The organism is Agreia sp. Leaf244 (assembly GCF_001422695.1).
Lineage (GTDB): Bacteria > Actinomycetota > Actinomycetes > Actinomycetales > Microbacteriaceae > Agreia.
In genome coordinates this window covers 313,317-326,374 of sequence record NZ_LMLX01000004.1, presented here as the reverse complement: position 1 = coordinate 326,374, position 13,058 = coordinate 313,317, and the positions used below count along the sequence as shown (strand labels likewise).

Annotated in this window: 15 protein-coding genes; 7 read left to right on the top strand and 8 right to left on the bottom strand. The window is 68.3% G+C overall.

Going from position 1 to position 13,058, the window contains the following annotated elements:
• Nucleotides 1-177: 177 nt before the first annotated feature.
• Both ASF06_RS13620 and ASF06_RS13615 read right to left on the bottom strand, forming a co-directional pair.
• Nucleotides 178-561 (bottom strand): cupin domain-containing protein, encoded by a 384-nt coding sequence (locus ASF06_RS13620; RefSeq protein ID WP_055948121.1) that lies wholly within the window; start codon nt 559-561, stop codon nt 178-180.
• A gap of 232 nt (nt 562-793) precedes the next feature.
• A complete protein-coding gene (locus ASF06_RS13615; protein ID WP_055948118.1) occupies nt 794-1,504 on the bottom strand; it encodes an alpha/beta hydrolase in 711 nt (236 codons plus the stop codon).
• Between the two features lie 132 nt (nt 1,505-1,636).
• On the opposite strand from ASF06_RS13615, the gene ASF06_RS13610 reads away from it, so the two are divergent.
• The 5 genes from ASF06_RS13610 to ASF06_RS13600 all read left to right on the top strand — a co-directional run bounded on the left by ASF06_RS13610 (nt 1,637) and on the right by ASF06_RS13600 (nt 5,139).
• The gene (locus ASF06_RS13610) at nt 1,637-2,836 is read left to right on the top strand and encodes an EAL domain-containing protein (RefSeq protein ID WP_055948115.1); all 1,200 of its coding nucleotides are present in this window, start codon (nt 1,637-1,639) and stop codon (nt 2,834-2,836) included.
• A 124-nt stretch (nt 2,837-2,960) separates the two neighbouring features.
• On the top strand, nt 2,961-3,083 hold the full coding sequence (locus ASF06_RS20115) for a hypothetical protein (RefSeq protein ID WP_268750645.1): 123 nt from the start codon (nt 2,961-2,963) through the stop codon (nt 3,081-3,083).
• The gene (locus ASF06_RS20110; protein WP_268750644.1) at nt 3,076-3,210 is read left to right on the top strand and encodes a hypothetical protein; all 135 of its coding nucleotides are present in this window, start codon (nt 3,076-3,078) and stop codon (nt 3,208-3,210) included. Before ASF06_RS20115 ends, ASF06_RS20110 begins: the two co-directional genes overlap by 8 nt.
• A 19-nt stretch (nt 3,211-3,229) precedes the next feature.
• Complete coding sequence (locus tag ASF06_RS13605) at nt 3,230-3,553, top strand: hypothetical protein (RefSeq protein ID WP_055948112.1); 324 nt, start codon at nt 3,230-3,232, stop codon at nt 3,551-3,553.
• A gap of 149 nt (nt 3,554-3,702) precedes the next feature.
• Nucleotides 3,703-5,139: a hypothetical protein gene (locus ASF06_RS13600; protein WP_055948109.1), complete on the top strand. Its 1,437-nt coding sequence runs from the start codon at nt 3,703-3,705 to the stop codon at nt 5,137-5,139.
• A gap of 118 nt (nt 5,140-5,257) precedes the next feature.
• Here the strand turns inward: ASF06_RS13600 and ASF06_RS13595 are convergent, their stop codons facing one another.
• Nucleotides 5,258-5,992, bottom strand: a complete 735-nt coding sequence (locus ASF06_RS13595; protein ID WP_055948106.1) for a helix-turn-helix domain-containing protein — start codon at nt 5,990-5,992, stop codon at nt 5,258-5,260.
• Between the two features lie 111 nt (nt 5,993-6,103).
• A complete protein-coding gene (locus ASF06_RS13590) occupies nt 6,104-6,721 on the bottom strand; it encodes a stage II sporulation protein M (protein WP_200920375.1) in 618 nt (205 codons plus the stop codon).
• A 138-nt stretch (nt 6,722-6,859) separates the two neighbouring features.
• Here ASF06_RS13590 and ASF06_RS13585 point away from each other — a divergent pair, with 138 nt between their 5' ends.
• The gene (locus ASF06_RS13585) at nt 6,860-7,525 is read left to right on the top strand and encodes a hypothetical protein (RefSeq protein ID WP_055948099.1); all 666 of its coding nucleotides are present in this window, start codon (nt 6,860-6,862) and stop codon (nt 7,523-7,525) included.
• Between the two features lie 140 nt (nt 7,526-7,665).
• On the opposite strand, the gene ASF06_RS13580 is transcribed toward ASF06_RS13585, so the two are convergent.
• The gene (locus ASF06_RS13580; RefSeq protein ID WP_082500957.1) at nt 7,666-8,874 is read right to left on the bottom strand and encodes an MFS transporter; all 1,209 of its coding nucleotides are present in this window, start codon (nt 8,872-8,874) and stop codon (nt 7,666-7,668) included.
• Between the two features lie 138 nt (nt 8,875-9,012).
• Between ASF06_RS13580 and ASF06_RS13575 the strand changes: the two genes are divergently transcribed.
• Entirely contained in the window at nt 9,013-9,303 is a 291-nt protein-coding gene (locus ASF06_RS13575; protein ID WP_055948096.1) for a 2Fe-2S iron-sulfur cluster-binding protein, read from the top strand.
• 39 nt (nt 9,304-9,342) lie between these two features.
• On the opposite strand, the gene ASF06_RS13570 is transcribed toward ASF06_RS13575, so the two are convergent.
• The 3 genes from ASF06_RS13570 to ASF06_RS13560 all read right to left on the bottom strand — a co-directional run bounded on the left by ASF06_RS13570 (nt 9,343) and on the right by ASF06_RS13560 (nt 13,055).
• Nucleotides 9,343-10,836, bottom strand: coding sequence for a dihydrolipoamide acetyltransferase family protein (locus ASF06_RS13570; protein ID WP_055948092.1), 1,494 nt, complete (start codon nt 10,834-10,836; stop codon nt 9,343-9,345).
• A gap of 117 nt (nt 10,837-10,953) precedes the next feature.
• Nucleotides 10,954-11,934 carry an alpha-ketoacid dehydrogenase subunit beta gene (locus tag ASF06_RS13565; protein ID WP_055948089.1) on the bottom strand — a complete coding sequence of 327 codons (981 nt, stop codon included), beginning with the start codon at nt 11,932-11,934 and terminating at the stop codon, nt 10,954-10,956.
• On the bottom strand, nt 11,934-13,055 hold the full coding sequence (locus tag ASF06_RS13560; protein ID WP_055948086.1) for a thiamine pyrophosphate-dependent dehydrogenase E1 component subunit alpha: 1,122 nt from the start codon (nt 13,053-13,055) through the stop codon (nt 11,934-11,936). The genes ASF06_RS13565 and ASF06_RS13560 overlap by 1 nt, the downstream gene beginning before the upstream one ends.
• Nucleotides 13,056-13,058: the final 3 nt, after the last annotated feature.

The following is a 13,058-nucleotide window of genomic DNA, read 5'->3' as shown; positions in this document are numbered from 1 at the left end:
GCGTCGAACGGGCGGAGATTCCTGCATACCGTCGCCCAGAGGCGGTCGGTGGGTCGACATCTCCGTCCGTTGCGCCGGTCGAGTAGCCGCGCGAGGAACGAGCACGGCGTATCGCGACCACCCGGCCCGCATCTCGATACGGCCGCAGGCGGCCTACTCGATCAGCCCAAGCCCGCCTCAGCTGAACGTGCCGAGCTGCTGGTCGATCGGAACCGACCTGTCCGACACGACGTCGCCCGTATGCGCGGTCGTCACCGTCTCGATGAGTACGATCTCGACCTCCTCCTCGGCCACGGGGTTGTGCCGCACCCCGCGCGGAACGACGTAGAACTGCCCCGGGTCGAGCACGACCTCCTCGTCGCCCTCCAATTGGATGCGAAGCCGCCCCGAGACCACGAGAAACATCTCGTCCTCCTGGTCGTGCGCGTGCCACATCAGCTCGCCGAGCAGCTTCGCCACCTTGATGTACTGGTCGTTGACGCGGCCGACGACCCGAGGAGTCCAGTGCTTCTCGACCTGCTGCAGTTCGGCGGCGACATCGATCCCGAGAATGTTCGTCATACCTCCAGTGTGCCCGGCCCCATCCGGATCTCGGTACCGCGGCGGAATGGGCGGAGTTCCGTTCAACCGACGACGTATGCGGCTCGAATGCGCTGTTCTCCGCCCGTTCCTCCCTTTTCGGCGCCGGTCGAGTAGCCGCGCGAGGGACGAGCACGGCGTATCGAGACCACCCGGCCGGATCTCGATACGGCCGCGGGCGGCCTACTCGATCTGCGCAGGAGAGGGAGTCGGCCTACTCGGTCAGCGCCGCCAGCGCGTCGACCACCAGGTCTGGGCGCGTGATGAACGGGTGGTGCCCCGTCGGCAGCTCGACCGCGCGAGTGGCCCGCGCCGCGTGGAAGCGCTGCAGCTCGAGCGAGGTGCTGCGATCCTCGCCGCACACGAGGTACGTCGAGTCGACTCCCTGCCATCCGGCCGCCGTCGTCGGAGTCATGAACGCCGTCGCGTCCTGGGCCGTGACGCGCGACCAGGCCTCGCGCTGGGTCTCGCCGTCGGCATCCTGCAGGAACCGCGCGCCGAACGACGTCGCGTCGTAGCCCGAGACGCTGAGCGTGCCGTCGCCGTTGTCGCCGATCGACACGGGGTCGGGCTCGCCGCTCATGATCATGCCCTGCGCCTGGCCGATGTCGGGCAGGTACGACGAGATGTAGAGCAGATGGCGAACGGCGGGGTGCGCGCCGGCCTCCGCGATCACGGTTCCGCCGTAGGAGTGTCCCACCACGATCGCCTCGTCGACGGTGTCGAGCTCGCGGCGCAATGCGGCGGCATCGGCGACGAGCCCGCCGGCGGCATCCGAGAGACCATCGGCCGCGCCTTCGCCGACCGACGGCAGCGCCACGGCGCGACTCCGGATGCCCGTGCGCCGCTCGAGCAGGTCGGCTGCAGGCTGCCACCACCACGCTCCGTCGCGAACGAGGGCGCCGTGCACGAAGAGCAGTTCCATAGTGTGAGCCTTTCGAAGAGGAGTGATTGAGACCCTATGGCCGGGTGACCGCGCCGGTCGCGTGCGTTCGCTCTGAGCGCGAGATGTCAAGCCCGACTAGGCACCGGGCCACCTCACTGCGTTAATGGGCACATGCAGACTCTCGGTTTCGACCGTCTCGTAACCAACTTCCAGCCTGTGGTCGACATCGATTCAGGAATCGTCGTGGCCTATGAGGCACTGAGCCGCGCGTTCTCCGATGACTCGCCCGTGCCTCCGGATCGGTTGCTCCGCGATGCGTACCGAGACGACACGGCGGCACAGCTCGACTCCGCCTTTCTCGATTCCGCGCTGCGTGCCATCGAGACTCAGGGCCTCGATGCGCCGCACTCCGTCTTCGTGAACGTGGAGCCGGCCAGCCTGGCAAACGGCCGCGTGCCACCGGCTCTCATCGGCGCTCCGCCGCTCGTCGTAGAGATCACCGAGCGCGCGCTGACCACCGACCCGGGATCGCTCCTGGCCGCCGCCGCGACACTGCGAGCTGCGGGGCACCTCATCGCAATCGACGACCTGGGCGCAGAGCCCGCGTCTCTCGCGCTTCTTCCGCTGCTCGCACCCGAGATCGTGAAGCTCGACATGAACCTCATCCGTCGGCAGCCGGACCGCATCGCGGCGATGACGATGACCGCGATCGCGGGCTATGCCGAGAGGAGCGGCGCGATCATTCTGGCCGAGGGCGTCGAGACGCCCGCGCACATCACCCGCGCGCGTGCGTTCGGCGCATCCCTCGCCCAGGGCTGGCACTACGGCAAGGCGGCCGAGACGACAGACGAGGCCCCCGGAATCGCCCGCCTACGTCCAACGCGCGGGCGCCACGCCCTCGACGTCGCCGACGAACCGAGCGGCACGACCCCCTTCGATGTGGTCTCGCGGGCGGCTCCGGTCAAGCTGGGCGACCGCGCGCTGCTCCTGCAGGTCAGCGCATTCCTCGAGGAGCGCGCCGGGGCAGGCGGCGATTCCGCCGTGCTGCTCGCGACCTTCCAAGCCGAAGACAACATCACGCCCGCGACTCGAATCCGCTACGAGGCCCTGGTCGGTTCCGGATGCCTGTTGACGGCCTACTCGACGGGCGCGTCTGCGGGTCTTCCGCATCCGGCCCGCAGTGTGGTCGTGGCAGACGACGACCCGCTCGCCGCCGAATGGGACGTCATTCTGCTGACCGCGGACTACGCCGCGGCACTCACCGCTCGGGAGATCGACCCGACCCGCCACCGCGAGGGGCTCTACGAGTTCGCACTCACGACAGACCGCGCGCTCGTGAGGCGCTGCGCGAGGGCGCTGCTGTCGCGCTGAGTTCTGCTGTCGCGCTGAGTTCGGGGCCGGCCGGCCGGCCGTACGCCGGATTCGCGCACGCAGCGTCAACCCCTGACGCCGAGTCGGTGCGCAGGCGTAACGTCGCGTGTGGAAAGGAGCACACATGACGACGAACGAATCCAAGAAGCCGGATGCCGACGAGTTGCCCGATGGCTCGGGGTCTGACGGAAGCCAGCCCGAGAGCGGCGAAGACACGGCATCGGGCGGAGGTGCAGACGATGAGTGACCCTCGCCCCGAGCACACCCCGAAGCCCGACGAGATCGACCCCGAGACCGGAACCGAGCCGGATGGGACTCCCGTGGAGAACCCGTCGGGATCGTGGACCGGCCAGCCTGAGCTGATCGCGGCCTAACGCCGCGCGTCTCACGCACATGTCCGAGACGGGGTCTGTCGACGACGATCGCTGGTTGGTCATCAATGGCCGCAAGTGGCGTCGCACAGACCCCGTTCTCGATGAATCCGTAGTCGCCCTACTGAAGTCGCACCTCGGGCGGGGCCGCTCCGGCGTGCGCGCGGCGAAGTCCGCCGGCGACGAGGAGGCGGTTGCGGCCGCCGTCGCCGCCTCCCGAACGCGCGTCGGCCTGGCGAAGCACGGCCTCGGCGAGCGCGGTCCCTACTGGTGGGACTCCCCCGAGAAAGACAGAATCGCCCGAGCGAACGAGGCCCTGAACCAGCTCGACGCCCTCGACGAGTAGACCCCGTCCCGCATTACAGGACACATCGCCCGACACGCCGCGCCAGCCACGACGAAACGCCGCCCCTCACTCGAACCGTCCTGTTGAAGAGAGAATCCCCCGACCTCGGCCTACTCGACCAACGCGAAAGTTTCTGCGAGCGTTGACCCATGCCCGCGCCCGCCGACGACACCGTGCGCATCGGGCGGCACCCGGGCATCCAGAACCTGCGCCTCATCGCGGAGGCCTCTCTCGGCGTGGCCGCGGCCCTCGGGGCACCCGCGTCCCTCTTCTTCTCCACCCTCGGCGCCGGTGATTGGAGCTGGCCCCTCGGAGTGCTCGCTGTCTGGCTCATCTTCGGCGGCGGCCTCGCGATCGGAGTCACCCTCGCCTACGCCGTGATCGAGTTCAGCCCCGCCGAAAGCACAGCCTCGATGCGCCGCGGAACCCTCTCGTTCCGCCGCCGCACCGCGCCCGTCGACACGATCACCGAGGCCTGGCGCTCGGTCTCGTCGGCACCGAACGGCACCGACTACATCGTCTACCGCTTCACCTCGACCGACGGCGCCACCGCCCGCGTGCTCGTTCGGGGCCGCCCGATGAAGGGCCTGGATGCGCAGGGCCTGCGCAGTCTGGCCGCGTTCGTCGGCGGCCTTCCGCTCGAGGTTCCGGATGCCGCGGCGCGGCCCGTGCGCATCGGCCACGGCCGCGAGGCGGCCGGCCCTCCCGCGCTCACCGAGCGGCAGCGTGCCGCGGCGGTGTCGCTGACGGAGGGCGGAGGGAAGTCGCGCGTCGGACGGGAGACCCTGCTGATCGAACTGCGGGGCCTGATCGACGCCGCAGAGGCAGCGGACTCCCCTTTCCCGTCGGGTGCCGGCGGAACCGCAGGGTCGCGCGAGCCCGCCGCATCGGCGACCCGGCGGCCGCGTGGCGGCATCCGGGCCCTTATCGCCATGGTCAAGGCCGACCGCCTCGAGCGCGCGCGGGAGAACGACGACGCGGAGGCCACCGACCTTCTGGCCTCGCATCTGGCACGCACGGGTCGTCTGCGCCGCCTGCTGCTGCGCCTGCTCATCGGCTGCATCGGGGTGGGCGTCGGGGTGGTCGCGGTGTCTCTCGTGCTCGACGCGATCAGCTCGAGAATCCTCGACGCGACCGCCGAAGACGTGGTGCTGCTGGTGGTCGTGAGCGCCATTCTGCTGTCGATCCCGCTCGTTCTCGGCTGGTGCGCCGCGGCCGACGCCGATGTGCGGGGCCGGCGCGATCTCGCCCGCAGATGGATGGCGCTGCGCGACGGCAACGAGCGCGAGCGCGGCATGCCGACGCCGTTTCTGCTGGCGTGGACGGAGCAGGCCTGGAGGCTGCGCTCCGCAGGGGCGGGCATCTGGAGCGTGGTCGGTGCGGTCATGATCATCATCGGAATCGTCGCGCTCGTCGACAGTGAGCTGCCGCTGTTCACGAGAATCGGGATCCTGGTGAGCGGGCTGGCCCTCGTGGGCGTCGGGGTCGCCATGTTCATGTCGGTGACCCGCAGGCGGCGCGCCGAGGCCGAGGAGATGGTGTACCTCGGAGGCGGCCGCCTGCTGCCGCCCGACGACCTGAGCTGACTAAGCAGGGCGCGATCCGTACTACAGGACAAACAGTCCAACACGCCGCCGCGACGACGCAGAAACGCCGAGCCTGAATCGAAACATCCTGTTGAACGGGTGACAGCTAATTGCGTTGTCAGTCGTTGTGCTCCTTGGCGAGTTCGAGGGCGATGACTCCGGCACGGGCCATCACCTCGAGCTGGGCGGCGTTGTAGGTCACGCGCACCGACTCATCGATCGTTTCGCGAACGACGTGCGAACCTTTCGTCAGGTGCGCTCCGGGCGTCACCAGCCAGGGGTACTCGACGAAGAGCTTCGCGAACACCGGGCCGAAATGCTCCGCCAACCGGATGCGCGTGGGCTCGTCCGCGTCCGGCGCCAGGTTCTCGAATTCCTCGTCGACGGCATCCGGATCGACCTCGGCCATCTGGCGAAGGTCGGACATCGCACGGTCGTCGTAGAGCTGGTTGTAGATCAGCATGAGCGACTGCTCGGGCTTCGTGAGCTTCGCTGCGACATTCTCGAATCCGGCCGGCACGCCCGTGACGGAGGAGCCGTCGAGGATGGCGCGCACCTCCGCGCGGGCGCGTTGGAGCCGTTCGATGCTCGACGCGAGGTCCGCGTCTATCGCGCGGAGGGCATCCGCCGGCGAGTCTGTACCGAAGCCCACCTGCTCGATCTGGTCGAGCGGAACCCCGAGGTCGCGCAGCCGCCTGATCTGCAGCAGCCGCACGAGGTGGGCGACCTGGTATTGCTTGTAGCCGTTCGACATGCGCACGGGCTCGTCGAGCAGGCCGATGCGGTGGTAGTGCCGCACGGTGTTCACGGTCGTTCCGGCGAGGTCGGCCACTTCACGGGTGCTCCACGGCATGTCGCATGCTCCCTTCGGTTCTCGGTGTCGCGGTGGTGTGCGCAGCGATCGAGATGCCTGTGCACCCCACACTGTCAAACATCGGCGCCGCCGTCACGGCATCTCGCCGGTTCACAGCAGCCACAGCGACAGCGGGTGCACGAGGTAGAGCAGCGAGAACGATTCGTAGAGCGCGCCGATCACGAGCAGCACTACGGCAGGCAGGGCGAGCCAGCCCAGCATCCGCAGGCCGCGCAGGTAGCCCCGACGGTGGGTGGTCACGCCGGCGGTGCGCGGCCACAGCCACGACCGGCCGAGCAGATAGACGCCGAGCAGAAGCAGGATGTAGTCCTGCAGCTCGATCACGACCGTCAGGGAATGCGGGATGAGGGCCACCCACGCCATGTCGGTCGTCGGGGCGATGGTGACTCCGGTCATGAACGACCAGTATGCGAACAGCGGCAGGCCCAGGAAGGGCACGACGAGCGAGGGCAGCACGATCGTGAGCGCGCTGAGCCTTCCGATGTTGACGGCGAAGATGACCACCGCGAACAGCCAGGGGTTGCTGAGGAGGGAGGTGACCAGATCAGCCGTTCCGTCGGTCTGCTGCGTCTGCGCCTGCGCGCGACTGAGGTCGGGGAACACGATTCCTACAATGAAACCGGCGACCACCAGGCCGTAGGCCATCAGGTTGATGGCGAGGTAGGCGCGCTTGTTCGCGCCGATGATCTCGAAGGGTCGGCGCAGCATGCGGGGACGTCGTGTGTCCGAAGCCCTTGCTTCGGGTTCATACGTTTTCTGTGTCATGACGACATGAGACACCCTGTTCCCACCACAGGGTCAAGGGCGCTTGACCCTGTGGCGGGAACACGGTTTCTACTGACCCTCATGAACCCCATCGAACAGCTCGTCAGCAATTTTCAAGACCTCGTCGCCCAGGTGCCCGAGTTCCTCCAACCACTCATCCTCGTGCTCGCCGGAGCCGTTCCCTTCGTCGAGGGCGAGCTCGCCGCCATCATCGGCGTGATCGGCGGAGTCAATCCAATTCTTGCCGCGATCGCCGGTGCGACGGGCAACTTTCTGTGCGTGCTGCTTGTCGTGCTGCTGAGCTCGCGGGCCCGCACCGCGGTCGTCGACCGTCGGGCGGCTCGTACTCGTGCGTCGGCTTCGGCTTCGGCTTCGGCGAAGCGGATGCGCGCGGGCCGCGACGGGGTCGGCTCTTCGACGGCGGGTGTTCCGACCACGAGCATCGCCACGGTCCACGAGTCGGAGTTCGACGCGAACGCTGCCTCCGGAGCCGCCGAATCCAAGCCCGAGAAGCCACTCTCCAAGGGCCGCCAGCGCTTCAACAGGTGGCTCGTGCGCTTCGGCGTTCCGGGAGCGAGCATCCTCGGCCCGCTGGCGATCCCCACCCAGATCACGTCGGCCATCCTGGTCGCCGGCGGTACCCCGCGGGCGTGGGTCCTCCTCTGGCAAGCGGTCGCGATCGCCCTCTGGACGACGGTCGGCACAACCTCGGTCTGGCTCGCCCTCCGGGTCGCAACCGGCGCCTGACGCTGCGCGCCGCCGCCAGTGGCCCCTTCGACAGGCTCAGGGAACGGGTACCCCGCTCGTCGAGCCTGTCGAGGCACTACTGGCGAATCCCCACTGCGCCGATCGAGTAGCGGCGCGACGAAGGAGCCTGCGGATCGAGATCACTCCGTGACGGACGCCCTGCGCGGCAGCACACTCAGCGACAGCAGCGTCGTGAGCGCCGATGCCCCCAGAACCACCCACGCCACAACAGAGGTCCCTGCCGCCCCGACGACGGCTCCCGCCACGAGAGTGCCCGCACCGATCCCGAGTGTCATCGCACTGACCACCCACCCATTCGCCTCGGTGAGCGCGGCGGCGGGGCTGAGCTGCGAGATGCGCTCGAACACCTGGCCCAGAGTCGGAGGAAGCATCAGCCCCGAGACGCCGGCGACGACGATGTACGCCCACGTGGGCAGCCCTGTCGCGGCGAGCGGCAGGTACCCGACCGCCAGCAGAAGTCCGCACACCGTGAGCAGTCGCGCCGGTGTGGAGCCCAGGGGCCGGATGCCGACGACGGTCGCGCCGACGAGGGCACCCGCGGCGTTCACCGCGAGGATCCATCCGGCCAGCCCATCGCTGTCACGTGCAGCCTCGGACGCGGTCGCCACGATGGTCAGCGCACCGACCGGAACGCCGATACCGAACGTGAACGCGGCGACCCGCGCGACCGCCGGCATCAGAATAGGCGACCGGATGCCCGGGTGGGCGGCGCCCCCGGCCCGTCGGTGGGCCGACGCGGCGCGGGGCGCCGGGTTGAGAATGAAGGCGAGCGCGCCGACGAGTCCGAGCCCGGCCGCGAACAGGAGGTTGCCGACCGGGCCGAAGACGGCGATTCCGACGACGGTGAGCAGCGGACCGATGATGAAGATGATCTCCTGGGCGCCGGCATCCAGACTGAAGGCGGCCTTCAGCTGCGGCCCCGGGCTCACCAAACGCGGCCAGAGCGCCCGGAGGGCGGGCTCGAGCGGTGGGGTGAACACTCCAGCAGCCGCGGCGAGGGCTACGGCGAGGCCCGGCAACGGTTCGAGGGTGAGCGCCATGCCGGTGAAGGCGAGAAAGCTCAGGATGCCGCTGAGGGCAAGAATGGCGACCTGCCCGAGACGGTCGATGAGTCTGCCGAGAAGCGGCTGCCCGACGGCCCCGGCGACCACGTAGACCGCGGTGATGAGCCCGGCGAAGCCGAAGTCTCCGCTGGTGGAACGCACGAGCTGCACGATCGCGAGCGCCGCCATCGCTCCGGGCAGGCGGCCCAGCAGCGAGGTGAAGAGCAGGTACGCGGTGTGCCGGCTCCGCAGAACGGAGACGACGGGAGGGGACGTGCGAGTCATAGGACCAGTCTGGCCTCGATACGCTTCGGCAGAAGACGACAGTGCAGTGACTCGCAGGGCTGCTCTGAGTTACGCTTCTCGAGGCTTCGACGCAGCGCGAACCGTCGCCGTACCGATCGATTCCTTCCGGGAGTAAGCATGGAGAGCGACACCGACACTCCCCTCGTCGTGGAGTTCAACGGCGAACGGCACGAGCTTCTGTGGCCGCCGGCCGTTCCGCTCGCCGACTACTTGAAATCCCGTGGCATCAAGGTTCCCTACGCGTGCGGAGAAGGTTACTGCGGCGGGTGCATCGCCCGTCTGACCAGCGGCAGCGTGACCATGGCCATCAACGAGATCCTCGATGAGGACGACCTCGCGAACGACGTGATTCTCGGCTGCCAGGCCGTACCCGACGGTGACGAACCCATCACGGTCATCTACGACTGAGCGCCGCCGCACCCGAGCCAAGCTCAGGGAGCGGACCAGCTAGTCGAGCAGCAGCGCCGGCTCTTCCATGATGCTCGCGACGTCGGCCAGGAAGCGGCTCGCCACATCGCCGTCGACAACCCGGTGGTCGAAGCTCGCTCCGACAGTCGTCACGAACCGCGGACGCACCTCGCCGTCAACAACCCACGGCTTCTGCTTGATCGTTCCCAGGGCGACGATCGCGACCTCGCCCGGGTTCAGAATCGGCGTGCCCGTGTCCATGCCGAACACACCGATGTTCGTGATGGTGATCGTTCCGTTGGCCTGATCCGCCGGCGAGGTGCGCCCCTCGCGCGCGGTCAGCGTGAGCTGCTCCAGCGCCGTGGCGAGCTCGAGCAGCGACATGTCCTGCGCATCCTTCACGTTCGGAACGATCAGCCCGCGCGGCGTCGCCGCCGCGATACCGAGGTTCACGTAGTTGCGAACGATGATCTCCTTGTCGGTCCACGCCGAGTTCACCATCGGGTTGCGGCGCACGGCCCAGATCATGGCCCGCGCCATGATCAGCAGCGGCGACACCTTCACGCCCGTGAAGTCGGTCGACGTCTTCAGACGCTTCACGAACTCCATGGTGCGCGTCGCGTCCACGTCCACGAACAGGCTCACGTGCGGTGCCGAGAACGCGGAGTGCGTCATGGCCTTCGCGATCTGCTTGCGCACGCCCTTCACGGGAATGATCTCTTCACGCGTGTCGGCCCACTGCGGCGTCTCGATGTTGTGGAACACCTTCGCCTGCTCCGCGTGGCGCACCACGTCGTCGCGGGTGATGTCGCCGATCGGACCGGTGGGCTGCACCTCGCCGAGGTTCACGCCGAGGTCTTTGGCCAGCTTGCGAATAGGAGGCTTGGCGATGATCGGCAGGCCCGTGAGAACGGGCACGCGTGCCGCGCGGGCACCGGATGCCTGCGGCTGGCCGCTCGAGGCGGCCCCGGTCGACGCAGCGTTCGGCTTGGGTGCCGTGGCGCCTGCGCCGGAGCGACTGGGCCGGCGGCTGGCGACGTGACCCTTGATGCCGTACCCGACCAGAACCGCGCCCGACGAGCTGTCGGATTCCTGCGAGACGGAAGCGGCGGCATCCGCTCGCACCTGCTCGGCCTCGACGACCGCGGGCGACGACGCGACCGCGGGAGCGACGTGGTGCGCGGCAGGCGCGGGCGCGGCGGGAACCGATGCCGGTGCCGACGCGGGCATGGCGGCCGCGGTGATCGGAGTCTCGAATCCGGGAACGGGTGCGGGAGCGACCGCGCCGGAGCCGGACGAGGTGACGGTGATGATGGGCGTTCCCACGTCGACGGTGTCGCCCTCGGCGACGAGCAGTCCTTCGACGACGCCCTCGAACGGAGAGGGAAGCTCGACGAGCGACTTGGCGGTCTCGATCTCGACGAGTACGTCGTTGATCGCGACGGTGTCACCGGGGGCGACGCGCCACGAGACGATCTCGGCCTCGGTGAGGCCTTCGCCGACGTCGGGGAGGTTGAAGTGCGAGGTGGTCACGATGCCATCCTTTGCGATTGAAACGGGCCCTTCGACAGGCTCAGGGAATGGCTCATTTCCTGAGCCTGTAAAAGGGAACGGCTCGTTCCCTGAGCCTGTCGAAGGGAAGTCATGGGTTTAGAAAGCCAGCGACCGGTCGACGGCCTCGAGAATACGGTCGACGTCGGGCAGATACAGGTTCTCGATGCGAGGAGCCGGCATCGGAACGTCGAATCCAGACACCCGGATGACGGGAGCCTGCAACGAGTAGAACGCCTTCTCGGCGACGGTGGCGGCGATCTCGGATCCGACGCTGACGAAGCCTGCGGCCTCCTGGCACACGACCAGGCGGCCGGTCTTGGTGACCGAGTCGAGGATGGGCGTGTAGTCGACCGGGCTCAGGGAGCGCAGGTCGATGACCTCGAGGCTCACGCCCTCCGACGCGGCGAGCTCGGCGGCCTGCAGCATCATGGTGACCATGGCGCCGTGGCCGACGAGCGTCGCATCCGTGCCCGTTCGCGCGACGCGACTGGCGTGCAGCGGCGAGGCCGAGGCATCCAGATCGACGGGGCCCTTGGGCCAGTAGCGGCTCTTGGGCTCGAAGAAGATCACGGGGTCATTCGACTCGATCGACTCCTGGATCATCCAGTAGGCGTCGTTGGGGGTCGACGGGCTGACCACGCGCAGGCCGGCCGTGTGCGCGAAGTACGCCTCGGGGCTCTCCATGTGGTGCTCGATCGCGCCGATGTGGGCGCCGTACGGGATGCGGATGACCACGGGCATCCGGAGCGTGCCCCGGCCGCGGTTCGTGAGTTTGGCCAGCTGCGTGGTGATCTGGTTGAAGGCCGGGTAGACGAAGCCGTCGAACTGGATCTCGCAGACCGGGCGGTAGCCGCGCAGGGCGAGGCCGATGGCGGTGCCGACGATTCCCGACTCGGCGAGGGGCGTGTCGAGCACGCGCTTGTCGCCGAACTCGGCCTTGATGCCCTCGGTCACGCGGAAGACGCCGCCGAGCGTGCCGATGTCCTCGCCCATGAGCAGCACTTTGTCGTTGTCGGTCATGGCCTTGCGCAGGCCCGCGTTGATGGCCTTCGCCAGCGGAAGTTCTTCGACGGCCATTACTTGTCTCCTCCGAACGACGCCTCGTAGTTCGCCAGCCAGGCCTTCTGCTCGGTGATGAGCGGGTGCGGCTCGCTATAGACGTGGTCGAACAGGTTGTCGATCGTGGGGTTGGGCAGCTCGAGCGTGCGGCGCCGGATGTCCGCCGCGAAGTCGCTCGCCTCCTGCTCGACGTCTGCGAAGAAGGCCTCGCTCGCGCCCTTGTTCTTCAAGAACGCCTCGAAGCGCAGAATCGGGTCGCGGGCGACCCAGTAGGCCAGCTGCTCGTCGTTCTGGTAGCGGGTGGGGTCATCGGATGTCGTGTGGGCGCCGATGCGGTACGTCTGGGCCTCGATATAGCTGGGCCCTAGGCCGTTGCGGGCGTCGTCGAGGTGCTTGGCGCTCACCGCGTAACTGGCGAGCACATCGTTGCCGTCGACCTGCACGCTCGGAATGCCGAAGCCGCGCGGGCGCAGGTAGAGGGGAACGCGCGCCTGCGTGCTCACCGGAACCGAGATGGCCCACTGGTTGTTCTGCAAGAAGAAGACGGTGGGCGTCTGGTAGCTGGCCGCGAAGACCATTGCCTCGTTGACGTCGCCCTCGCTGGTGGAGCCGTCGCCGAAGTAGACGATCACGGCGGTGTCGGTGTCGGGGTTTCCCGTGCCAACGGCTCCGTCGAAGTTGACGCCCATGCCGTAGCCGGTGGCGTGCAGCGTCTGCGTGCCGAGCACGAGGGTGTAGCCGTGGAAGTTGCCGTTCTTGGGGTCGTTCACGTCCCACCCGCCGAGGGTGGTGCCGCGCATCAGCTCGACGATGCCCATGATGTCGACGCCCCGGATCTTCGCGACGACGTGCTCGCGGTAGCTGGGGAAGATGTGGTCCTGGCGACGGGTGGCCCGAGCGGATCCCACCTGCGCGGCCTCTTGTCCGTGGCTCGGCGGCCACAGCGCCATCTGGCCCTGGCGCTGCAGGTTCGTGCACTCGGTGTCGAAGCGCCGGATGACGGCCATGTCGCGATAGAACTGCTCGTGCTGTTCGTCGCTGAGCGCCTCTATATAGGGCAGGTACTCGTCACTCCCGGCACTGGGAGCGAAGGAACCGTCTGTGGCCAGAATTTGAACCGCGGGCGGAGGAGTGGTCATGGA